This is a genomic window from Halanaerobium sp., from assembly GCF_003070835.1.
On sequence record NZ_QBLR01000044.1, the window covers coordinates 1 to 20,809 of the forward strand.

23 protein-coding genes are annotated in these 20,809 nt (G+C 36.6%); 1 reads left to right on the plus strand and 22 read right to left on the minus strand.

Features of this window, described 5'->3' with window-relative positions:
* The 22 genes from CI949_RS06790 to CI949_RS06895 form a co-directional block, all read right to left on the minus strand.
* On the minus strand, positions 1-440 hold a 440-nt coding region (locus CI949_RS06790), incomplete at its 3' end, for an isocitrate/isopropylmalate family dehydrogenase (protein WP_290764400.1).
* Positions 441-932 carry a 3-isopropylmalate dehydratase small subunit gene (gene leuD, locus CI949_RS06795; RefSeq protein WP_290764402.1) on the minus strand — a complete coding sequence of 164 codons (492 nt, stop codon included), beginning with the start codon at positions 930-932 and terminating at the stop codon, positions 441-443.
* Positions 932-2,197, minus strand: coding sequence for a 3-isopropylmalate dehydratase large subunit (gene leuC, locus CI949_RS06800; protein ID WP_290764404.1), 1,266 nt, complete (start codon positions 2,195-2,197; stop codon positions 932-934). The genes leuD and leuC overlap by 1 nt, the downstream gene beginning before the upstream one ends.
* Before the next feature lie 93 nt (positions 2,198-2,290).
* Positions 2,291-3,811, minus strand: a complete 1,521-nt coding sequence (locus tag CI949_RS06805; protein ID WP_290764407.1) for a 2-isopropylmalate synthase — start codon at positions 3,809-3,811, stop codon at positions 2,291-2,293.
* Between the two features lie 33 nt (positions 3,812-3,844).
* Positions 3,845-4,831, minus strand: coding sequence for a ketol-acid reductoisomerase (gene ilvC, locus CI949_RS06810; protein WP_133530001.1), 987 nt, complete (start codon positions 4,829-4,831; stop codon positions 3,845-3,847).
* A gap of 62 nt (positions 4,832-4,893) precedes the next feature.
* Complete coding sequence (ilvN, locus tag CI949_RS06815) at positions 4,894-5,379, minus strand: acetolactate synthase small subunit (protein ID WP_133530000.1); 486 nt, start codon at positions 5,377-5,379, stop codon at positions 4,894-4,896.
* Between the two features lie 3 nt (positions 5,380-5,382).
* Positions 5,383-7,053 carry a biosynthetic-type acetolactate synthase large subunit gene (gene ilvB / locus CI949_RS06820; protein WP_133529999.1) on the minus strand — a complete coding sequence of 557 codons (1,671 nt, stop codon included), beginning with the start codon at positions 7,051-7,053 and terminating at the stop codon, positions 5,383-5,385.
* Positions 7,054-7,443: 390 nt separating this feature from the next.
* The gene (gene ilvD / locus CI949_RS06825) at positions 7,444-9,099 is read right to left on the minus strand and encodes a dihydroxy-acid dehydratase (protein ID WP_290764458.1); all 1,656 of its coding nucleotides are present in this window, start codon (positions 9,097-9,099) and stop codon (positions 7,444-7,446) included.
* A 117-nt stretch (positions 9,100-9,216) separates the two neighbouring features.
* The gene (gene ilvE / locus CI949_RS06830; protein ID WP_290764461.1) at positions 9,217-10,098 is read right to left on the minus strand and encodes a branched-chain-amino-acid transaminase; all 882 of its coding nucleotides are present in this window, start codon (positions 10,096-10,098) and stop codon (positions 9,217-9,219) included.
* Between the two features lie 248 nt (positions 10,099-10,346).
* Positions 10,347-11,501 (minus strand): pilus assembly PilX N-terminal domain-containing protein, encoded by a 1,155-nt coding sequence (locus tag CI949_RS06835; protein ID WP_290764464.1) that lies wholly within the window; start codon positions 11,499-11,501, stop codon positions 10,347-10,349.
* 14 nt (positions 11,502-11,515) lie between these two features.
* Positions 11,516-12,004: a PilW family protein gene (locus CI949_RS06840; protein ID WP_290764467.1), complete on the minus strand. Its 489-nt coding sequence runs from the start codon at positions 12,002-12,004 to the stop codon at positions 11,516-11,518.
* Entirely contained in the window at positions 11,991-12,479 is a 489-nt protein-coding gene (locus CI949_RS06845) for a prepilin-type N-terminal cleavage/methylation domain-containing protein (protein WP_290764470.1), read from the minus strand. Before CI949_RS06845 ends, CI949_RS06840 begins: the two co-directional genes overlap by 14 nt.
* A gap of 151 nt (positions 12,480-12,630) precedes the next feature.
* Positions 12,631-14,484, minus strand: coding sequence for a type II and III secretion system protein (locus CI949_RS06850; RefSeq protein ID WP_290764472.1), 1,854 nt, complete (start codon positions 14,482-14,484; stop codon positions 12,631-12,633).
* On the minus strand, positions 14,474-14,923 hold the full coding sequence (locus CI949_RS06855) for a hypothetical protein (protein ID WP_290764474.1): 450 nt from the start codon (positions 14,921-14,923) through the stop codon (positions 14,474-14,476). The genes CI949_RS06850 and CI949_RS06855 overlap by 11 nt, the downstream gene beginning before the upstream one ends.
* Positions 14,916-15,458 (minus strand): type 4a pilus biogenesis protein PilO, encoded by a 543-nt coding sequence (locus CI949_RS06860; RefSeq protein WP_133529988.1) that lies wholly within the window; start codon positions 15,456-15,458, stop codon positions 14,916-14,918. Before CI949_RS06860 ends, CI949_RS06855 begins: the two co-directional genes overlap by 8 nt.
* Position 15,459: 1 nt before the next feature.
* Positions 15,460-15,969, minus strand: coding sequence for a PilN domain-containing protein (locus CI949_RS06865; RefSeq protein ID WP_290764479.1), 510 nt, complete (start codon positions 15,967-15,969; stop codon positions 15,460-15,462).
* On the minus strand, positions 15,959-17,062 hold the full coding sequence (gene pilM, locus CI949_RS06870) for a type IV pilus assembly protein PilM (RefSeq protein WP_290764482.1): 1,104 nt from the start codon (positions 17,060-17,062) through the stop codon (positions 15,959-15,961). Before pilM ends, CI949_RS06865 begins: the two co-directional genes overlap by 11 nt.
* A 24-nt stretch (positions 17,063-17,086) precedes the next feature.
* Positions 17,087-18,259: a pilus assembly PilX N-terminal domain-containing protein gene (locus CI949_RS06875; RefSeq protein WP_290764485.1), complete on the minus strand. Its 1,173-nt coding sequence runs from the start codon at positions 18,257-18,259 to the stop codon at positions 17,087-17,089.
* Positions 18,260-18,275: 16 nt separating this feature from the next.
* The gene (locus CI949_RS06880; RefSeq protein ID WP_290764487.1) at positions 18,276-18,794 is read right to left on the minus strand and encodes a PilW family protein; all 519 of its coding nucleotides are present in this window, start codon (positions 18,792-18,794) and stop codon (positions 18,276-18,278) included.
* Positions 18,795-19,208, minus strand: coding sequence for a hypothetical protein (locus CI949_RS06885; RefSeq protein ID WP_290764489.1), 414 nt, complete (start codon positions 19,206-19,208; stop codon positions 18,795-18,797).
* Between the two features lie 27 nt (positions 19,209-19,235).
* A complete protein-coding gene (locus CI949_RS06890) occupies positions 19,236-19,985 on the minus strand; it encodes an A24 family peptidase (protein ID WP_290764491.1) in 750 nt (249 codons plus the stop codon).
* Between the two features lie 66 nt (positions 19,986-20,051).
* Positions 20,052-20,516: a type IV pilin protein gene (locus CI949_RS06895; protein ID WP_290764494.1), complete on the minus strand. Its 465-nt coding sequence runs from the start codon at positions 20,514-20,516 to the stop codon at positions 20,052-20,054.
* A gap of 227 nt (positions 20,517-20,743) precedes the next feature.
* On the opposite strand from CI949_RS06895, the gene CI949_RS20905 reads away from it, so the two are divergent.
* A partial coding sequence (locus CI949_RS20905; RefSeq protein WP_365941443.1) for a U32 family peptidase occupies positions 20,744-20,809 on the plus strand: 66 nt, incomplete at its 3' end.

Below are 20,809 nucleotides of genomic sequence, written 5' to 3' on the forward strand. Positions count from 1 at the left end.
GGGGTATCCTTCTTTAAGAAGCCGCCGATACCGGCATAAATACCCTCAGTATTTTCTCTTACTACAGTAAAGTCAATATCCTTAATTCCCTTACCTTTAAGTGGAGAGAATTCTTCTTTATATAATTTAATTGGACGTAAATTTACATATTGATCAAAGTAAAAGCGGAGCTTGAGTAAAATTCCCTTCTCTAAAACACCGGGCTCAACTCTGGGGTCACCAACAGCCCCGAGATAAATTGAATCAAAGGTCTCGAGCTTATTTAAAACATCAGCTGGCAGAATATCACCGGTTTTTAGATATCTTTCTGCACCGAGGTCAAATTTTTCGAATTTAAGGCCTAAGTTATAGGCACCATCAAGATATTTTAAAACCTTAATTCCCTGTCTTGTAACCTCGCCTCCAATTCCATCTCCTGGTATATAAGCTATATTTGACATCTATACCAGCTCCTTTTTGACATGCTCGATCAGGCCGCCATCTTTAATGATCTCCTGCATAAAAGGAGGAAAAGGCTCTGCCTGATAGGTCTCACCGGTGCGTAAGTTTTTAATTTCACCCTTATCAATATCGACTTCCAGCTGATCTCCAGCTTCAGTCGCCTGAACAGCTTCCGGGGATTCTAAAATCGGCAGCCCAATATTAATTGAGTTGCGGTAAAAGATGCGGGCAAAACTTTCTGCTACCACACAGGAAACTCCGGCATATTTAATCGCCAGTGGTGCATGCTCTCGGGAAGAACCGGAGCCGAAGTTTTTACCACCAACAATAATATCACCTTCAGTTACCTCATCTGCAAAATCTGCATCTATATCTTCCATACAGTGGGCCGCTAAATTTTCAGGATCTGAGGAATTAAGATAGCGAGCCGGAATAATTACATCTGTATCTACATTATCTCCATATTTAAATACTTTTCCTTTTAACTTCATTATTTAACCTCCTCTGGACCGGCAATATAACCTTTGATTGCCGAAGCTGCTGCTACAGCTGGACTTGCCAGGTAAACTTCACTTTTGGTTGAGCCCATCCGACCAATAAAGTTACGGTTGGTGGTAGAAATGGCTCTTTCTCCTTCAGCTAAAATACCCATATGTCCACCCAGACAGGGTCCACAGGTTGGTGTGGAAACTGCTACTCCGGCATCAATAAAGATATCAAAAAGGCCTTCGTTCATTGCCTGTTTGTAAATCTTCTGGGTACCAGGGAAAACAAGACAGCGCACATTTTCGTTGACTTTCTGTCCCTTTAAGATCTCTGCCGCCGCTCTTAAATCTTCCAGACGGCCGTTGGTACAGGAACCGATAACCGCCTGCTGAATTTCAATTTTTTCATCAATTTCATCCAGGCCTTTAGTGTTCTCAGGCAGGCTCGGGAAAGCAATCTGAGGTGAAATCTGACTGACATCGATCTCAATAACCTCTTCGTATTCTGCATCCGAATCTGCATTAAGCACAGTATAATCCCGCTGAGCCTTATCTTTAAGGTAGGCTTCGGTCTTCTCATCTGCTGCAATCAGTCCGGCTTTACCGCCAGCTTCAATTGCCATATTGGACATTGTCATCCTGCCATCCATAGAGAGATTTTCTATTGCCTCTCCCGTAAATTCCATTGCCTTATATAGAGCTCCATCAACACCGATTTTACCGATTGTATATAAAATTAAATCCTTACCGCTGACATGGGGCTTGAGCTCACCGGTATAAACAATTTTAATAGTCGGCGGCACCTTAAACCAGGCTTTACCTGTAGCCATTGCTGCTGCCATATCAGTACTTCCAACTCCTGTTCCTAGAGCACCTAAAGCACCATAAGTACAGGTATGAGAGTCAGCACCAATAATGATTTCTCCCGGCAGAGTCAGACCCTTTTCCGGTAATAAAACATGCTCGATTCCCATTTGACCGACTTCAAAAAAGTTTGTAATCTCATACTTTTTTGCAAACTTTCTGATCATATTAACCTGCTCTGCTGCTTTAATATCTTTGTTCGGGGTAAAATGATCAGGCACAATTGCAATTCTATCCTTATCAAATACTCTATCTACACCAATCTTTTCAAATTCCTTGACAGCTACTGGAGTTGTTATGTCATTACCGAGCACCATATCAACTCTGGCATTTACGATATCTCCAGGTTTTAACTCATCCTGATCAGAATGAGCAGCCAGGATCTTTTCGATCATTGTCATTCCCATTTAGTTAATCACTCCTCTTAAATTCCTTATAATATTATAGATTTTTTTGAAAATATTCTTAAACAGCCCGAGCTACCTCAGGCTGTTTTGATTTTATTTGTTTTTAGTATATACAAGATACTTATTAATCGCTTCCAGATAGGCAGCTGCACTGGCTTCGGTAATATCTGTCTGGGAAGAATGACCGGTGAAAATTTTGCCGTCAATTTCGGCGGCAATAAAGGCCTCTCCCAGGGCATCCTTACCTTCTGTAACGGCATCAATCTTATAGGACATCAGCTTAATATCATCAATTCCGGTCAGCTCATTGATGGTCTGAAAAATTGCGTCAACCGGACCATCACCATTACAGGCTGCAGACTGAATAATCTCTCCTTCTTTTTTGAGTCTAACTGTGGCTGTGGGCAGTAAGCCCTTACCGGTCAGAACGGAGATATATTCCATCTCATAGATTTTTTCATAATCATAGAGCTCATTATCTAAAAGAGCAATAATATCTGCATTGCTCACATTTTTCTTTTTATCTGCCAGGTCTTTAAAGCGTTTAAAGAAACCTTCAAAGCTCTCATCATCAAGCTCATAGTCATATTTTTCTAGGAAATCTTTTAGAGCATGGCGGCCGGAATGCTTACCTAAGACCAGCTTATTGTGGTCGAGTCCGATGGTTTTAGCATCCATAATCTCATAGGTAGTCCTTTCCTTAATCACACCATCCTGATGGATTCCCGCCTCATGAGCAAAAGCATTGGCGCCCACAATTGCCTTATTGGCCTGCAGAGAAATACCGGTAGAATTGGCCACCAGTTTAGAAAGTCTGGCAATCTGGGTTGTATCCTGAGTTACATCCAGGTCATAATAATCCTGTCTGGTATATAAAGCCATTACAATTTCTTCTAAGGCTGCATTACCTGCCCGCTCACCAATCCCATTGACTGAGACCTCAACCTGGGTCGCTCCATTTTCAATAGCTGCCAGAGAGTTGGCTACTGCCAGGCCCAGATCATTGTGACAGTGAACACTGATTTCTGCCTGCTCGATATTGGGAGTCTTTTCCCTGACATCTTTGATCAGCTGCCCAAATTCTGAGGGAACAGCATAACCCACTGTATCCGGAATATTGATCACCTTTGCTCCAGCCTCGATTACTGCCTCAAAAAGTCGGGCCAGAAAATCAGTCCCAGTCCGGGAGGCATCCTCAGCTGAAAACTCAATGTTATCTGTATACTGAGCTGCATATTTAACAGCCTCAACTGCATTATTTAAAACTTCGTCTTCTGACATCTGCAGTTTATATTCTAAGTGAATCGGTGAAGATGCGATGAAAATATGGATTCTTGGATTTTCGGCACCCTTTACAGCCTCCCAGGCCCGATCAATATCACTCTTACGGCATCTGGCCAGAGCTGCAACTTCAACTTCCTTTACATTCTCAGCAACCATTTTAACAGCATTAAAGTCACCATCGGAAGAAATCGGAAAGCCGGCTTCAATTACATTGACCTTCATCTTGGCCAGCTGTTTGGCAATTGCCAGCTTTTCTTCAGGGATTAAAGTAACCCCCGGAGACTGCTCACCATCTCTTAGTGTTGTATCAAATATTTTAACGCTTGCCATTTTATTTCACCACCTTTAGTCTGTCCTCGATAATTAGTCAATCCAGGACATCATCTTTCTTAATTTACGTCCTACTGCTTCTATCTGAGAATTTTCGTCTTTTTCGGTTAAGGAATTAAATACAGGGCGGTTTGCCTGATTTTCTAAAATCCACTCTCTAGTGAATTTACCGGTCTGAATATCTTCTAAAACTGCCTGCATATTTTCTTTAACATGCTCGTCGATAACCCTCGGGCCGGAAACTAAATCTCCGTACTGAGCTGTATCCGAAATAGAATCACGCATGGTAGAAATTCCGCCTTCAAACATCAGGTCTACAATTAATTTCAGCTCATTTAAAACCTCAAAATAAGCGATTTCTGGCTGGTACCCTGCTTCAACTAGAGTTTCAAACCCTGCTTTTACAAGTGCTGTTGTTCCCCCACATAATACTGCCTGCTCACCAAAGAGGTCAGTTTCTGTTTCTTCTTTAAAGGTTGTCTCAATAACTCCGGCGTGAGTACAGCCGATTCCTTTAGCATAAGCTAAACCTAAATCATAAGCTTTACCTGTATAATCCTGGTATACAGCCAGTAAGCCGGGAACACCCTTACCATCTTCATATAGTCTGCGCACTAAATGTCCGGGTGACTTGGGTGCAACCATAAAGACATCAACATTTTTCTGGGGTACAATCTGATCATAGTGAATATTTAAACCGTGTGAGAAAACTAAAGCATTACCGTCTTCTAAATTGGGTTCAATATCATTTTTAAAGACTGAAGCCTGCTTGATATCAGGAATTAAAATCTGAATTAAATCTGCTTTTTCTGCCGCTTCTGCAGTTGTCAGAACTTCAAATCCATCCTCTTCTGCTACCGGCCAGCTTGAGCTCTCTTTTCTTAATCCAACTACTACATTAACTCCACTGTCCTTTAAGTTCTGAGCCTGGGCATGACCCTGACTACCATAACCAATAACTGCAACTACTTTATCCTCTAAGTACTTTAAATCTGCGTCCTTATCGTAATATATTTCCATTCTTATCTTCTCCTTTTATGTTCTTATATTTTTAATTAAATTGATAATAAAATTAACAGGAACTATTTCTGCGCCTGACCTCTGCTTAAGGCCACTGTTCCTGTCCTTACAAATTCTGCTATACCGAAATCCCTCAAAAGTTCTGTCAGAGCTTCCAGCTTATCTTCTGTACCTGTTGCCTCAATCATCAGGCTGTCAGGTGCAACATCAACAATCTGGGCTCTAAATGTGTCAGCAATCTGAATAATCTCCGACCGCTGCTTGCGAGTACACTTAACTCTGATTAAAATTAAGTCTCTTTCCACAATTGAATTTTTATCAAGCTCAGTAATCTTTAAAACATTAATCAACTTATGCAGCTGTTTGGTAACCTGCTCTAAGACCTTCTCATCACCCTGAACTACAATTGTCATCCGGGAAATCTCCGGGTTTTCAGTTTTACCAACATTTAAACTCTCAATATTGAAATTCCGCCGACTAAAGAGTCCGGCAATTCTGGTTAAAACACCGGGCTTATTAAGTACGGAAACTGATAAAATATGTGTCATAAATTATCCTCCTATCATATCTTTTAAGCCGGCACCTGCTGGTACCATTGGATAGACATTTTCTTCTTCCGGAATGTGTACATCTAAGATAGCCGGACCATCATGCTCCATTGCTTCCTTTAGGGCACTGTCAAGTTCAGATTTTTTGTCAACAGATTTAGACCAGATACCATAAGCTTCTCCCATTTTGACAAAATTAGGGGCTGGAATCTTAGTTGAAGAATATCTCTTTTCAAAGAAGATTTCCTGCCACTGTCTGACCATTCCCAGATACTTATTATTAAAGATAACTATCTTGATTGGAATATTATAGGCCTGAGCTGTACCGAGCTCCTGAATGTTCATCTGAATACTGCCGTCACCTGCAATCAGCACAACCTTATCTTTGGGCTGGCCGATCTGAGCTCCAATTGCCGCCGGCAGTCCATAGCCCATTGTTCCCAGACCACCTGAAGTAATAAACTGGCGCGGTTTTTTGTATTTATGGAATTGAGCTGCCCACATTTGATGCTGACCTACTTCAGTGACAATTGTAGCCTCTCCACCAGTATACTTATCAATTTCTTCCATAATATATTGAGGTTTGATAGTCTCTGAACCATCATCTTCATATTTAAGTGGGTATTTTTCTTTAAGCTCCTTAATCCGCTCCTGCCAGGCGCCATTTTCTTTTTCCTCAATATAGGGAAGCAGTTCCCTGAGTACAGTCTTTACATCACCCACAATTGGAATTTCTACATCCAGATTTTTACCGATTTCGGCAGGATCGATATCTATCTGAATTATATCTGCCTGAGCGGCAAACTCATCCAGCTTACCGGTTACCCGATCATCAAAACGGGCTCCAACTGCAATTAAAAGATCAGTTTCTAAAGTTGCCTTATTGGCATACTGAGTTCCGTGCATCCCGAGCATCTCGAGAGCCAGAGGCTGATCCTCTGGATAGATTCCAAGTGCCATAAGAGTTGTGGTAACAGGAATTTTTGCTTTATCAACCATTTCTCGCAGTTCTTTTTCTGCGCCTGAGATAACCGCACCTCCACCTACATATAAGAGGGGGCGCTCGGCCTCATTGATTGCCTTGGCTGCCTTATTGATCTGCAGTTTGTGACCTTCAAAAGTCGGCCTATATCCCGGCAGATTTACCTGATCAGGGTAGTCAAACTCTGCAACTGCCTGAGTTACATCTTTGGCCAGGTCGATAAGCACCGGGCCCGGTCTGCCTGTACGGGCAATATAAAAAGCTTCCTTAATTGTTCTTGCCAGGTCCTTAATGTCTGTTACTAAAAAGTTATGTTTGGTAATCGGTAAGGAAATACCTGTAATATCAGCTTCCTGAAAGGCATCTTTTCCAATTAATGAACTAGAAACCTGGCCTGTAAAAGCTACCAGAGGAATAGAGTCCATCTGCGCATTGGCCAGTCCTGTAACCAGATTTGTTCCTCCCGGTCCAGAAGTAGCAATACAGACTCCAACCTTGCCGCTTGAGCGGGCATAACCATCAGCTGCATGGACAACTCCCTGCTCGTGTCGTCCCAGATAATGTTTTAAGTCTGAATTGTAGAGGGCATCATAGAGGTTAATTACAGCTCCTCCAGGATAGCCAAATACAACATCAACATTTTCTTTCTTTAGTGATTCAATAATTATTTCTCCACCATTTAATTCTGGCATAGATTCACCTCCGCTGTGATTTTGAAAAATGAATAATTATAAATAGATACAAAAATAGCCCTGAATACAATTATCCAGGGCAGAAAATTATCTAAGAATTTATCATCGAGCTTAAATTAACTGAAAATTAAATAAACTTCTTAATTTAGCACTGCTCAGAAGTCAATTTTCAGTTAGCTGCAGTTCCTTCAGCCTGAAGCTGAAAAAACTGTAGTTTTAATCTCAATTAATAAAATTCTTAAATGAAGCCAACCCTTCTCTACTACTTGCTATTCTTATAACTTCATTTAATATTCTATTTATATTTTTACTATACTAAATTCTAATGCTTTTATCAATCATTTTTGCAAAATATCTTTAATTTATTACAATTTAGAGCAATTATTACTTTTAGTCAAGTACTGCTCCCTTAGAAGCTGAACCGACTAATTTTGCATAACGCTTTAAATAACCGCTGACTTCAGGTACAAAAGGTTCTACTTTATCCATTCTGGCTGATAACTCTTCTTCTGACAACTCTACTTCCAGAATGAACTTGTCCATATCAATGTGGATTATATCTCCTTCTTTTAAAGCTGCTATTGGTCCACCTGCAGCTGCCTCAGGGGATACATGGCCAATTGCTGCTCCTCTGGTGGCACCTGAAAAACGTCCATCGGTAATTAAAGCCACACTGTCATCAAGACCCATTCCAGCCAGGGCAGAAGTTGGAGAAAGCATTTCTCTCATACCCGGACCACCTTTAGGTCCTTCATTTTTAATAACTACCACATCACCAGGATTAATTTCACCATTATTAATAGCTGCAATACTTTCTTCTTCACTATTATAGATTCTGGCCGGTCCGCGGTGGGACATCATATTTTCTGCAACAGCTGCTCTTTTTACAACTGAGCCTTCTGGAGCCAGATTACCTTTTAAAATGGCGAGTCCTCCCCGATCATGGTAGGGGTTATCTAAAGGACGAATAATCTCGTGGTCGACAAAGTTAATTGCTTTTAAATTTTCTCTTAAAGACTGTCCGGTTACTGTAACCGTATCTAGATTAATCAGATCACCCTTGACCAGCTCATTGATCACTGCATGGATACCACCGGCTGAATTCAAGTTCTCCATGTGGTTTTTACCGGCTGGAGTTAGAGAACAGATATGTGGTACCTGGTCACTAATCTCATTAAACTTATCCAGTGGTAAATCAATTCCTGCCTCATGGGCGATTGCAGGTAAATGTAAAGCTGTATTGGTTGAGCAGCCTAAAGACATATCAACAGTTATTGCATTTTCAAATGTATCTTCTGTTAAAATATCAGAAGGCCGAATATCATTTTCCACCAGCTTCATTACCGCTCTTCCTGCTGCTTTAGCCAGTCTGATTCGGTCAGCCTTGACTGCCGGAATAGTTCCATTACCCGGTAAGGCGAGTCCTAAAACCTCAGCCAGAGAGTTCATCGAATTTGCTGTAAACATACCGGCACAGGATCCAACTCCCGGACAGGCTGAGCGTGCTATCTGATCGAGCTCCTCTTCTTCCATCTTACCGGAAGTAACTGAGCCCACTGCCTCAAAGACATTGTGCAGGTCAATTGCCTCTCCACAGTGGCTGCCGTGCTCCATTGGTCCACCACTGATTACAATTGCCGGAATATCGAGTCTTGCTGCTGCCATCATCATTCCAGGCACAATTTTATCACAGTTGGGAATTAGAACCAGTCCATCGAGCTGATGGCCGTTGACAACTGCTTCTACTGAATCAGCAATAATTTCTCTGCTGGCCAGGGAATAGTGCATACCGCTGTGGCCCATCGCTATTCCATCACAGACACCGATGGTACCAAAGGCCATTGCAGTTCCTCCGGCTGCTGTAATTCCATGTTCAACAGAATCTTTAATTCTATCTAAATGTTTATGACCGGGAATAATATCATTTGCTGAATTTGCAATTCCGATTAAAGGTTTATCTATATCATTATCGTCAAGTCCCAGCGCATAGAGCAATGATCTATGGGGGGCTCTTTCGATACCTTTTTTAATCTTATCACTTCTCATTATTTTCCTCCTTAAACTACTAACTTCTTTTGAAAAGCTAAATTATATTTATTTTTTAGAATATATTATATTGAATAATCTTTAATCTAAGTTCAAATATACTTCTGCAACTAACTACTACTCAGGGTAAATTTCTTTACCGGTAGAGCCGGCAATTTCTCTGAATTTAGCAATCAGCTTGGTTGTTTTAGCTCCAACCTTACCTTCGCCAATTGTGCGTCCATCTACTTCTACAACCGGAATAACCTCAGCTGCAGTTCCACTTAAGAAACATTCATCTGCATTAAAGAGGTCGTGTCTTGTAAACAGCTCTTCTTTTACTTCTAATCCCATATCTGCTGCTATTTCAAGTACAACTTCTCTTTTGGTTCCTTTTAGGATACCAGCATATTTAGGTGGAGTATAGAGTGTATCTTCATCAATAATGAAAATATTATCTCCTGTGCATTCTGCCACATAACCATCACTGTTTAAAATGATAGCTTCCGGTGCATCCTGCATGTTGGCCTCAATCCGGGCCATGATGTTGTTTAAATAATTTAAAGACTTAATTCTTGGATTAACCATCTCCGGACCATTACGGCGGGTTGGAACTGTTACCAGTTTTAACCCTGTCTCATATAGTTCTTCTGGATAAAGCTGAATCGCACTGGCAATAATAACTACTGTAGCTTTAGGACACTTACGGGGATCTAAACCAAGATCTCCTTCTCCTCTGGAAACTACTACTCTTATGTAAGCATCTCTTAAGTCATTGGCTCTGATAGTCTCTAAAATTGCTGCTTCCATCTCTTCTTTATTTAGAGGAATATCGAGCATAATTGTTTTGGCTGATTCGTATAAACGTTTAATATGCTGGTCCAGCATAAAGACACGGCCGTTGTAGGCTCTGATGCCTTCAAAAATACCATCACCATATAAATAACCATGGTCAAAAACTGAAACTTTCGCCTGATCTTCCGGGACAATCTCTCCGTTTAAATAAATATTTCTACTCACTACTTTTGTCCTCCTTAAATTTATTTGAATTTTAATAAAGCTGCTAGCTTTTTAGTATAGAGATAGCATTATATTTAATATTTATTGTCTATAAATTATATAGTTTTCATTTTGAAAAGTCAAGCTCTAGGAAAAGAAAAAAGCTCCCGGGTGAGGGAGCAGTTAATTAATAATTTTATTTTTATTTACTAATATTTTCCTGATTAAAATTCGACTTAATTAATCACTTCTATTTGTAATTATTAAAATTAAAATTCTTCCCATTCAACTATTTCAGCAGAATAACTTAACTCGCCTGGCATTGATGGTGCATAACCTTCTCCAAAGTAATCTTCAAAAATCTTCATGTATTCCGAGGAATGAGTTATAACAGAATCATTTACAACATCAACACTATCCTTATTTTCTTTAACAATATAATCTGAGAAAATACCTCCCGTAATATTCACACTATTATTAATTCTAATTTCTTCAGAAGCATATACCATCCCATTAAAAGTTGCTGCATTATTGAATTGTACAGACCCATTTACAATTATTAGCATTTCCTCGTCATCAGCAGTATTTATTTCAAATCCCTCTGGAAATGTTATATCTCCATTAACTAATAAAATACCGGATCCACTTAGTGAAGATTCATCTTTGTCTGGTGTAAAAGCACTAGTTTTATCATTTTCAATATATAAAACATCTTCACCATAATCTGACTCTCCACTACCAAAATAATGTTTTATTACTTTATTTGGTTCTGGACTAGGTATTTCTCTAACTGAAGGATCAGTGACAAAAACTTCTTCACCACTTGAATTAATTTCTCTTAACTTATCATAAATTTGATTAAACATATCAGGAACTACAGGCTCAGATTGATATTCTAAAAGTTCAACCTCAAGTTCATCATAAATTGCACCATGATCATCTATACCAGCTGTTGAATAAACATCACCACCATCATCACTTGCAATTATCTCAATTTTATTTCCAAGTGTCATACTAGAACTGGCTGCAATTGAATATTTAGAAAATCCAGAATCAGCTTCCACGAGATACTTCACTTTTATAGATTTACTAACACCCCTATGCTCAGCAGTACTTGTTAAAGTAATACCATCTGTAACTTCATCTTTTATTACGCTTTCTAAAGTCCCTTCACTAATATTATTAACAGAATTCAAAGATTCTTGCTTTAAATAATTACCATCCCATTTATCATCTTCATTGAATAAAGCACTAGCATACTCCAGTCCAGCTTCAGCAATATAAAAAGATTTTGTGCTGTTCTCTGCATGAGAAACAAAACTTATTTCATTTGAAACCAAAGAAACTACAGCTGTCAAAATAATTATTAAAACTGTTAACATAATAAAAGCCAAAACAATTGCATAACCATCATCTTTTTTCAACTTACTCACCCCTTTTAAGGCGACAAAACTACAGTTTTTATTCTTGGGTGAAATTTTTCTTCAAAAGTATAATTATCACCATTATCATTATTTAAAGTGATTTTAATACTAATAAGTTCATCTACTTTTGAAAAATTTAAATCACTTAGAGACAATTGAGTTACTTTGCGTTCTCCCCCACTATCATCTGGGTTATTATCAATATAAAAATAGTTAGTATTTTCATCCTTATAAAGTTTAACTTTTTTTGTTGAAGAATCATATTTAATCAACAATTCAGTACTATTTATATTAATCTCATTAGCAGATCTTATATATTTGCCAATTGTTTCAATAATTAAACGATGTTCACGATGGAATTCAACTTTATCCTGATTAAATCCAAAAACTCGGACAGCTGTAAAATAAGACATATATATAGCTGCTATAACAACACCTATTATCGCTATTGCAACCATAAGCTCAACTAAAGTTACACCCTGTTCATTATTATGAGCTTTCATCATTATCACCCGTTCTATTTCGAATTAAGGTGCTTACACTCTCTGATTTCCCTCCAGATTCCCAACTTATTATAACTTCAATTTCTCTTCCAATATCTTCATTTTCTACTTCTGTGAAAGATTCTATAAAAGTAAATGGTTTTACCTGGACATCAAGACTGAAATCAGCTAAAAAATCATAGTCACTTGAGATATCCCCAAATAATTCCATCTCCTTCGTGTCATTAACAGTAGTATTGTCAAATTCATCTAAATAATCCCAATTAGAAGTTGTTTTGTCTTTTATCATTTCTATTACATCTCCAGCAATAGTCGCAGCCTGTGACCTTATTTCAGTATCATTTATAAAACCAATGCTGTTAGAAAAATAATTTAATATAGGTACAATACCAATGCCTATAATTACTATGACAACAATTATTTCAACTAAAGTGAAACCATTTTCTTCTATATTAATTCTACAATTTTTTTTCATAATAAACAACTCTTTTCTTACAAAGTATAGTCATTAAAATAAAACTACACATACTAAATTAAAAAAGTAAATATGAATCCAGTTAAGAATCATATTTACTTTTCAAAAACGCCTATTTAAATAATAGTGTTATATTCTTCATTACAATTATTTAATTGTTATTTAATATTTCCTGAAGCTCTTCAGGACTTAAGTCATTAAATTCTTTTTCCTCACCATTTTTATATTTAGCCAGAACTTCTTCTCTGCTTTTGGACTCTTCATTATCTTTGTCCTGTTCCTCTAAATTGTTATTTTTGGATTCATCTGCTACAGACTCTCCATCTTGCTTAACCTCTGCAGAGTTATCCGCATATACAGTTCCACCGTAGTTTATAATTCTCGGTGTAACCAAGATAACAAGCTCAGTTTTATTGGTTTCTCCACTGCGGGATTTAAAGATTTCTCCAATTAATGGTATCTCTGATAAAAAAGGAACCTTAGACATTGACTCTATTTCATCTTCCTGGATTAGACCACCAATTGCAAAGGTTTCTCCATCCTCCAGCCTCAACCTGGTATCAACAGATCTTGTTTTTCTGGAAGGAGGTTCTGGTCCTGGAGGATTGGCCCCGAAACTACTGACACTTGGATTAATTTTTAATTCAATCTCATTATTCTGAGTAATCCAGGGAGTAAAGGTTAGTTCTATCCCGGCTCTTTCATAATCATAAGATCTAATATTACCATCCTCATCAAAATTAGGAGAAGGAACCTCATCAATAATTGACATTTGGGCTTCTTCGCCATTTAAAGTCATTAAACGCGGATTAGCAAGTGTTTTGGAAGTACCATCATTTTCAATCGCTCTAAAGAAGTTCGGCCAGGTTAATTCTATTCCTTCGATCTGACCAAATTCTGCTCCATCAGCATCAGCTAATGAAGGATCACTGCTGTCTTTGATAAAGTGAATTCTGCTTAACATATCAGAACTTAAATCAATCCCAAAGTCTTCTAAACTTTCAGTTGAGATTTCTTCAACTCTAGTTTCGATTATAACCTGCTGCTGAGGTTTATTGATTTCTTCAACCAGTTCCACAACACCATTGAGTTTATTTTTAGCTCCATTAATTATTATTTCTTTGCGCTTTGCATTGACATGGAGCTTAATATCTGGATAAAATTTTCCCACTATTTCGGTAATCTGTTCTGTATCAACATAATCAACTCTAATATTTCTTGTTTCCGGCTCCAGACTCTCGTCATAGGTTGCAACCATCGAAATTGCACTTTCTACATCATCTTTAGTTCCACTAATAATTATTTTGTTTGTGAGTGGATTTGATCTAATAGCAAGTTCAGGGTTGATATTTGTTAACTTGTCTGTTAAATCTGCCATTTCAGCATTGATCACCTGATAACTGTCGGTATATCTTTTTTCTTTTTCTTCTTCCTTTTCAGCTATTTCAGCTTCAGCCTGAGCAATTTCTGCTTCTTCTCTTTCCTGAACAACTGCCGAAGAATCAAGGCGGTTAATCATTTCTTTAATTTCTCTGACTCTTGCTTCTTCTCCCTTTAAAATAAACTGTCTTCGGACTGAATCAGAAGTGATCTGAGTTTCAGGGAAAATATCTCTGACAATTACTGATATACTTTCCATATCATTAGAGTTAATTGGTACAAACTCGGTCACAATATTAGTATAAATCTGATCAATTCTATCTGGTGGGGCAACTACAACCGTATTCTCATCCCACTTATAGGTCAGTGACCTGGTCTGGGTAATTAAGTCTAATGCTTTTTCAAAACTTATATCTTTTAGATGAACAGTAACTGTACCACTAACGGTACTATCAGTAATTAAATTAACATTCGCCACCTCAGCAATAGCTCTTAAAACATCGGTCAAATCTGCATTTTTAAAGTTCATGTCGTTTATTCTACCCTGAGCACCAACTGCTGCTGTAGCTGTAAAAATGAAAATCAGAATTAAAATTAGTGCTGTTATCTTTTTATTATCTCTCATTAATTTCCCCTCCAATCCTCAGCTGAAAAGTAAAACCTCGGTTATTAACTATTATACTGTCCTGATTAATTGCTGAAATATAATAATTATCTTTTTCAAAGCTGCTGCGAACAAATTCTACTCCATCTCCTGTATCAACAATTGCTATTCTATTTATACCACTGGTAATAATCCCATCCAGTTGAAACGGCAGCCCGCTTTTTATATCTGCAAAAGTAATAACAGGTTCTGCTCTTTGGGTGGTATTATTTCCAGGATTATTACTGCTAGTATTTGAGTTATTTGCCGGAGCAGGTTCTACATATTCAATAAAAGGATTTCTAAATACTCTCTCCTCAGTTTCCTCCTCGTTTTCCTGGGCCAGAAGAGGAAGACTAAATGAGAAAATCAAAAAAAGTAAGATTGATGTATATAAAATAAATCTATTAATTTTAAACATCGATCTCAACTCCTTCTAGATCAATCAGTTGATCATGATAAATAACATTCATACTTATTGTTACCCCATCACTGTCATTTCTCTTAATATCTAAAGAGGTAAATTCGAACCAGTAATTCCACTCTGCAAAATCTTCAAAAAGCTCTGTAACCTCTCTAAATCCTCCATCAATAATAATACTCATTGAGATTCCACCATCAACCATAGAAGGGCGGTACAATTTCAAATTAAGGTCATTATCTTTAGAAGCTTCTCTAAACTGAATTAAAAGATCAATAACATCCTTATCTAAATATACTCCTCTTGCCTGCAGTTCTGCCACTAATGTATTATACTCTTCTTTTATTTCCGGTAACTGTCTGGCATAACCAATTGCTGTCTCCAGACGGGCTGATTTCTGTTCCTTCTCCCGTTCTAAATTCGCTATTTCTTCAGTTAAAGGTTGATAAAAGTAAAAATAATAAACTGCCCCAACAGCTAATATTAAAACCAGAGTAAGCAGAATTTTCTCTCTAGCACTCAAATTATTAAACATGCTACTCACTCTCCTCTTCTGTCAGGTCTGCTGTAATTGTAAAAGATACTTCTTCCTGTTTTTCCATAGTCTGTAGGTTTACATTGCTGAAAAATTCTGATTCACTCAAGTTGTTGCTCAATTCTCTTAGTTCCTCAGCAATTTTTGTCCTGCCTCTAATATTTAATGACCTGTTCCTGAGAGAAAAATTATCAATAACACCTCTAAGTGGGGTTAAGTAGCCCATTGCTTCAATCGGACCATCCCAGATATAATCGGGAATCTCTGGAGTCCCTCTGATTTCTTCAATAAGTGCTTCATATCGGTGGTATTCTTCTTCTCTCGGTAAATAAATTGCCAGCTGATCTTCAATACTATTAATTTCACTCTCCAGAATATTTCTATCTGTGATCAAAGTAAACTGTAAAAAGCCAATGACCATAAAAGTTATAAAAACCGTAATGATTATTCCAACTTTTAAATAGTCAAATAAAATCTCCTGTTTTTCTTCAGCTATTAGATTAACTCTCATCAGCCATCACCTCACTTACAGCAAGGCCAACAGCAACAGCAAATTCATAATTATAATTTTTTACCAGTTCATTTGCCTCATTGTCCAATTTTATATTAATATTTTTGAAAGGTTCAATTAAAATCATTTCTCTGCCGATTTCATTACTGATTAAATCTTTTAATCCCTTTAGACGGGTGCCCCCACCTGTAATAAATATTTTTTCAACTTCTTCATCTCGGTGCTTCATATTAAAGAAATCTAAAGAACGAGTTATCTCAGCAGAAAGTCTTGTCGCAATATTACTTAACTCAAGATTGTTTTCACTTTCAACTTCCATTCCGATGGGCATCGAATCTAAGAATTCTTCAGAAACTTCTTCCTCGTTTTGTTCTGAGTTTAAATCTATTTCTTTTTTCTCATCTTCTGCTGTTTGAAAATCTAGATCTCTAACTTCCATAATCGAATTGGTAAAGTTTGTACCTCCAGTATCAATTGTTCTTGATAACATAATGTTATGGCTGTTAGCGATGGTAATCTGAGTTGCAGAAGCGCCAATATCAATAACAGCGATATTGCTGTCAATCTCCACCTGGTAATCAAGTAATGAAACCAGTGCCATCGGCTGTACATTTATCACCTTTGGTTTTAAATTCAACTTTTTAAAAGGGTGTAAATAGTTATCCACTACATTTTTTTTGACCGCTGCTACTATATATTTAATTGTTTCTTGATCTTCTTCCACTTTTAGATAATCCAGAGCAGCTTCTTCGACCGGATAAGGCAACTGTTCATCTGCCTCCCACTTTAGAGATTCCCTGATTTCCTTATCATCTAAAGCTGGCATTTCGATATTTCTGATCAGCAGATTATCATTGGGAACAGTTGTAATAATATTTTTAGGCTTATCTTTTAAAGATCTTAACAAAGTCTGCAGTTCTGCGGCCACCACTGAATCATCAACTATTAGACCATCCACAATTGTTTCCAGCGGCAGTTTTTGAATACCTATATCGATTAAGGTTAATTTATCTTTTTTAGCCTTGAATTGAACGGCTTTAATTGAATTAGTCCCAATATCAATACAGGTATATTCTTTAGCTAGAAAAAACATATTACCACCCCACTTCTTATAAGCTTAATTTTCACTCCAGTTAATCACCTTATAAATTGAATCTTTCTGTTCTCCCGTTCCGACAGGAAATTCAATGCCCCAGTCAAAAAGAGAGTCTAAAAATCCTGATTCATAATTAATTCCCATGGAGTTTTTTACACTTAATGAACCCTTAGTTACAATTGCACCATCTATATTAAAAGTATTCTTAAAATCTGTATTACCATAAGAATAGATAAAACCCTGCATATCAATAGCATTGTCTGTATCTAAAACTATTCCTTCACTGTAACCTTCGCCCTTAACTATAATAGTAAAATAATCATCTTCATAACCTTCAGCCCTATTAATTTCAACATTACTTTTTATATTCAGCTGTCCAGTTACAACTAACACCCCACTACCATTAAAGTCATTGACTGAAGGATCTATTTCTAAATCACCATTGATATAGGTAAAATCATCACCAACATCACCCAGAGTAGAAAGTTCCAGCACTTCCCCGCTATTAACATTGTAAATAGTCCCTTTATCTTCTGCAATATTATAAAACTGATTAAAATCTAGATTTGGTATAAAATCATCACTGACTTCAGTATAAATTTCTGAATCAACAATTTCTACCTTATCAGAAGATGAATTATCTATAATAGTCCCACCATCAGGGCCATAAACATGTCCTTTGGTATAAATATCACCTTTTTCGATATTTCCATTGATAAAACCATTATTATCGATAGTAATATCTCCTCCAGAAGATATTGCATTATTAAAGGCGCTGTTATAGATATAAAAAGTGGTAATGACTTTTTTATCAATACCATTACTTAAAGCTCTGGCCTCTAATTTTACTGCTGGTTGATTTGGATTGGGAGAATGGCTGTAATCTGATTTATGCAAATAATCAAGTTCACCATTACCGGACAATTTTTGATTAATTTTTTCTACTTCACTGGCAATTAAATTATTATCAGCATCCCAGACACCACCGATTCCATCATTCCAGAAAATTTCTTTACCGTAGGCTATTCCTGCCTCTGCAGCATAAAAAGCCTGTTTATCATTATTATTAAAACTGTAGAAATCAAGTTGACTCTGTAACATTCTGGTCATACTGGCTACAAGAAGTAAAACTGCTACCAGGATAAACATCGAAAGCACCAGGGCAAATCCCTGCTCATCTCTTTTTATTTTCAACTAACTCCACCCTTTCTTAAGGAGTCGTAATTTCATTTAAACGTGGATTAAAAGAACTGCTGAATTTATAATTAGAATTTTCTTCATTAAAAATTTCAGCTTCCATTTTTATCAGATCATTGCTGTAATCAAAGCTTAATGAGCTAAATTTAAAGTCACCAATTTTTCTTTTTGTTCCACTGTCAAGATCATAAAAATATAAATAATCCGTAGCAGTATTTTCTCTCCCAAAAGCTACTTTTTTAAGATTACCATCCTGGTCAAGATATTCTAAATATAATTTATCTCCATCCTGATAATTTTTATTGTCTGAATAGTTGGGATTAATAAAAGTTGCCTGTTTTGCATATTTACTGATCCAGCGATAAGTTAAATCCTGAGCCCGCTGGACTTCCAATCGGTTTTTGTTGTAATTCCAGGCTCTAACACTTCCAAAATAAGCATTATAAACTGCAACTGTAATAATTCCTACTATTGCAATGGTCAGCATCAGTTCAATTAAAGTAAAACCTTTTTCTTTCTTTAAAAACTTCATTTAACCACCATCCCGGAGCAGTGAACTTAAACTGAGATTATTTGCTCCATCATTCCAGCTGATAGTTACTTTAATATCTTTAACATCTTCAATTAATTCTGTGGCACTCACCTGTACTTCAATATTATAATCATCAACAAAAAAATCATATTTATCCGCTAAATTATTAATCGTATAACTGTCAGCTTCCGAATTTAAATTAGACCAGTTGTTTTTAGATTCACTTTTAAAGGTCTCCATTGTATCAGAAGCTATATCCATCGCCTGTGATCTAATTTCAGTCTGATGAACAAAACCAACACTGTTGGCAAAATAACCTAAAGCGGGAAAAATGGCAATTGTTAGGATTACTACAGCAGACATTGTTTCGACTAAACTATAACCAGCTGAGTTATTTAATAATTTTGAAAACATCTTTTATCAAGCGCCCTTTGTTAAAATTTAAATAAATAAGTTAAAATACCAGTTAATCAGAAATTTTCCAAAAAAGATCATAACCAGAGCTCCTGTACAGATAAATGGTCCAAATGGTATTCGAGACTTTCTTTCTATAATTCCTAATCCCATCAAGGAAAGCCCAATAACTGAACCGAGCAGTGAACCAATAAAGATTCCAGCCAGGGTATAGCTCCAGCCTAAAAAACCACCAAGAGCAGCGGCAAGTTTAACATCTCCCATTCCCATTCCACCTTTAAAGATTAAAGCTACAATTAAAAGTAAAAGAGGTGGAATAACAATTCCCAGTAGTGACTGATAAATAGTAATATAATCAAAAATAATTGCAGAAAATAAAGAAATCACTATTAAGGGATAAGTTATTTTATTAGGAATAATCATATACTGATAATCAATAAAAGCAACAGCGATTAAAGCTGATATTAATAGCAAATAAATGAATAACTGAACAGAAAAACCAAATTTTAGATAAGCTGCTAAAAAGAAAAAACCAGTCAAAAGCTCCACAATAGGATACTGTTTTGATATTTTTGTATTACAGTAGCGGCACTTACCTCCTGTTGAAAGGAAACTTAAGACTGGTATTAGGTCAATAACTTTTAATCTTGTTCCACAATTCGGGCAGTGAGAAGGTGGAGTAATAATCGATTTTCCTTCTGGTAGTCTGTAAATAACTACATTTAAAAAGCTACCTACTATTAGACCCAGTAATAAAAAATAAAAGATTATAATCATTACCACCTTTCTCTGTTATAATATAATTTTACTTTTTCAAATCAATAACTTAAAATTAAAATCATTTTATGGTGAAGTACTTGCAGTTGTAACACTATTCTCTGTAGTTTTATTAACCGCAGCATCACCTTTTTTAAATGAAGCTTTTAAGCTATCTGGATAATCTGCTCCATTTCCAATTACCTCAATTAGATAATTATCTGTGACAGCAGCAATATTATATTTCCACCTGTCTGAAAGGTTTTCGAGATATTGATTCAGATCGGTGTCAGTTAATAAAGTTGAAGCTGTTTTGTACTCACCAGTATGAACAGAAATATAACTATTTTTGTCGGTATAAATTAATTCTAAAGAGTTTTTTATAGATCCGATAGCAGTTTGAGCTTCGGTCAATCTTGCTTTGTCAGTTATACCACCTATTCTTGGGACAGCTATAGCTGCTAAAATGCCTAGAACTCCTATTACAACTAATAATTCAATTAAGGTGAAACCTTTGTCGGAAGTAGTTAATATTCTTTTTGTTTTGACCATAATTATTCCACCTTCACTAAATAAACGTATTAAATCATAGACATTAAACTAAAAAGAAAAACCAGTCAAAAAGCCCATAATAAAATAGAGGATATTTTTTTATTAGTTAGTATTTCTACTAATGGTTGGTAAATAATTACTAGTATAAAATCAACAAATTAAAATATTAAACACAATTACAATAAATGTAGGTGGATTAATGATATATTTATATATATAAATTATATATAGAACTCGAGGTTTTCGTGCACGGAGCTCTCTGTATCTCGTATTCCGGGCAGTGTCTTATGAGT

What these genes read in the sequence shown, in the direction of transcription:
- ilvD (WP_290764458.1), bottom strand. Translation starts at nt 9,099, where the DNA reads ATGAGAAGTGATAAGATTAAAAAAGGTATCGAAAGAGCCCCCCATAGA.
- CI949_RS06840 (WP_290764467.1), bottom strand. Translation starts at nt 12,004, where the DNA reads ATGAAAGCTCATAATAATGAACAGGGTGTAACTTTAGTTGAGCTTATG.
- CI949_RS06805 (WP_290764407.1), bottom strand. Translation starts at nt 3,811, where the DNA reads ATGGCAAGCGTTAAAATATTTGATACAACACTAAGAGATGGTGAGCAG.
- leuD (WP_290764402.1), bottom strand. Translation starts at nt 932, where the DNA reads ATGAAGTTAAAAGGAAAAGTATTTAAATATGGAGATAATGTAGATACA.
- CI949_RS06855 (WP_290764474.1), bottom strand. Translation starts at nt 14,923, where the DNA reads ATGTTTAAAATTAATAGATTTATTTTATATACATCAATCTTACTTTTT.
- CI949_RS06860 (WP_133529988.1), bottom strand. Translation starts at nt 15,458, where the DNA reads ATGTTTAATAATTTGAGTGCTAGAGAGAAAATTCTGCTTACTCTGGTT.
- CI949_RS06885 (WP_290764489.1), bottom strand. Translation starts at nt 19,208, where the DNA reads ATGTTTTCAAAATTATTAAATAACTCAGCTGGTTATAGTTTAGTCGAA.
- ilvB (WP_133529999.1), bottom strand. Translation starts at nt 7,053, where the DNA reads ATGCCAGAATTAAATGGTGGAGAAATAATTATTGAATCACTAAAGAAA.
- CI949_RS06880 (WP_290764487.1), bottom strand. Translation starts at nt 18,794, where the DNA reads ATGAAGTTTTTAAAGAAAGAAAAAGGTTTTACTTTAATTGAACTGATG.
- CI949_RS06845 (WP_290764470.1), bottom strand. Translation starts at nt 12,479, where the DNA reads ATGAAAAAAAATTGTAGAATTAATATAGAAGAAAATGGTTTCACTTTA.
- ilvC (WP_133530001.1), bottom strand. Translation starts at nt 4,831, where the DNA reads ATGGAAATATATTACGATAAGGACGCAGATTTAAAGTACTTAGAGGAT.
- pilM (WP_290764482.1), bottom strand. Translation starts at nt 17,062, where the DNA reads ATGTTTTTTCTAGCTAAAGAATATACCTGTATTGATATTGGGACTAAT.
- leuC (WP_290764404.1), bottom strand. Translation starts at nt 2,197, where the DNA reads ATGGGAATGACAATGATCGAAAAGATCCTGGCTGCTCATTCTGATCAG.
- CI949_RS06865 (WP_290764479.1), bottom strand. Translation starts at nt 15,969, where the DNA reads ATGAGAGTTAATCTAATAGCTGAAGAAAAACAGGAGATTTTATTTGAC.
- CI949_RS06890 (WP_290764491.1), bottom strand. Translation starts at nt 19,985, where the DNA reads ATGATTATAATCTTTTATTTTTTATTACTGGGTCTAATAGTAGGTAGC.
- CI949_RS06895 (WP_290764494.1), bottom strand. Translation starts at nt 20,516, where the DNA reads ATGGTCAAAACAAAAAGAATATTAACTACTTCCGACAAAGGTTTCACC.
- CI949_RS06850 (WP_290764472.1), bottom strand. Translation starts at nt 14,484, where the DNA reads ATGAGAGATAATAAAAAGATAACAGCACTAATTTTAATTCTGATTTTC.
- ilvN (WP_133530000.1), bottom strand. Translation starts at nt 5,379, where the DNA reads ATGACACATATTTTATCAGTTTCCGTACTTAATAAGCCCGGTGTTTTA.